Source organism: Stutzerimonas stutzeri (genome assembly GCF_024448985.1).
Lineage (GTDB): Bacteria > Pseudomonadota > Gammaproteobacteria > Pseudomonadales > Pseudomonadaceae > Stutzerimonas > Stutzerimonas stutzeri_AP.
The window spans coordinates 1-1240 of record NZ_JAMOII010000046.1 but is presented as its reverse complement, the minus strand read 5'-3'; the positions used below and the strand labels follow the sequence as shown (position 1 = coordinate 1240).

Sequence of the window (1240 nt, the reverse complement as noted above, 5' to 3'; positions counted from 1 at the left end):
CCTCAGAGGCCCATGACGCGATGATCGCCCCGTACTGCCTGAGGAGCGCGGCCCGAGCCCTATCGTCGTCTGAGCGCTTCCACACGGTCCCTACAGCGCGCTTTACGAGTGCTTCCCAGCCCAGGAACTGGACAGCCGCCGGCACCCAGGCAGCTTCAAACGCATTTTGAGGCTCCCAGGTGGACACAGCCGCCCTGTGTTCCCGCTTTGGTCTGATCCTGACTTCCATGCGGACCCATTCCTTTGGAGCGTCGCCACCCTGCTCGTAACCCTTCTCGTAGAGCACTAGACGGACGGGAGAGTCCTTCGAACCGAGGTAGAGCGTGCGAGCCTCACCACGGACCCAATCACCCTGCTGGTTGATGGCAAGGCGGTTGTCCTGGGCGAACTGGATCAGAGCGGCTGACACGCTATCGAAGAACCCTTCCTCCTCCCAATCGACACACGCATCGAGGCGGGTAGGCATGTGCTGTTTGCCGAATGCCCGGAGAGCAGCAGCGAGGACCGGAGATTCATCGCTAGTGGTCTTGCAGTTGACCCCGGTTTGACCACCCCAACAGACGTGACACAGGGTTCTATCTCCCCTCCTGATCTGACCGCCGTACAGGTAGCCGTTGAGGTTCTTGGCAGGTGCCCAATCGGACAGTGGCCACGCTTCCAGGAGAGCCGAAACCAGGCCCGAATCTTGAGGATCCTGGACGAGGACAGTGGATTGATACCAGTCCCATCTAGCCATTGGCTGGACCCCGCGGTTTAGACGGCTTTCTGGGCTTTTTAGGGCTCTGGGGAGAGGTGTGGGGTCTGATACCTGACCCCCGTGTTACTAAGTGGGGGTTGGCCCCCTCATCCGAGCCGAGCTGATCGAGGAAAACATCGAGCTGTTTGGAGGCATCTCCGCCGAGTGCTACCAGCTCCTGGTGGGATGCTTCGACAGCCGCCCGAAACCCCTTTTTGACGTCGTTGGGAGCCTCCGCAGCGGCCTCAAGGAGGGCGATCGTCCTGGTGAGTGCCGGAGCAACAGAATCAAGCAGCTCTGCTATGACCGCCCCCCGGGACCTGTTCTGCAAGGCGGCGAGCCGCTCAAACACTGCATGCGTCTGAGGTTCGAGGGTGACTTGTACGCGAGGTTTGAGCGTTGGCATGAACTGGTTCCGGTGGACACTTTGGGCTTAAGTGTGGCCACAGGTGGACACTTCGTCAACAAGTACACACTAACGCGCTTCGCTTGTTGGCCAGTCAC

1 protein-coding gene is annotated in these 1240 nt (G+C 60.2%); it reads right to left on the bottom strand.

What is annotated here, in order from left to right; genetic code table 11:
- On the bottom strand, positions 1–466 hold a 466-nt coding region (locus NA647_RS19565; protein WP_256059164.1), incomplete at its 3' end, for a replication initiation factor domain-containing protein.
- Positions 467–1240 lie beyond the last annotated feature (774 nt).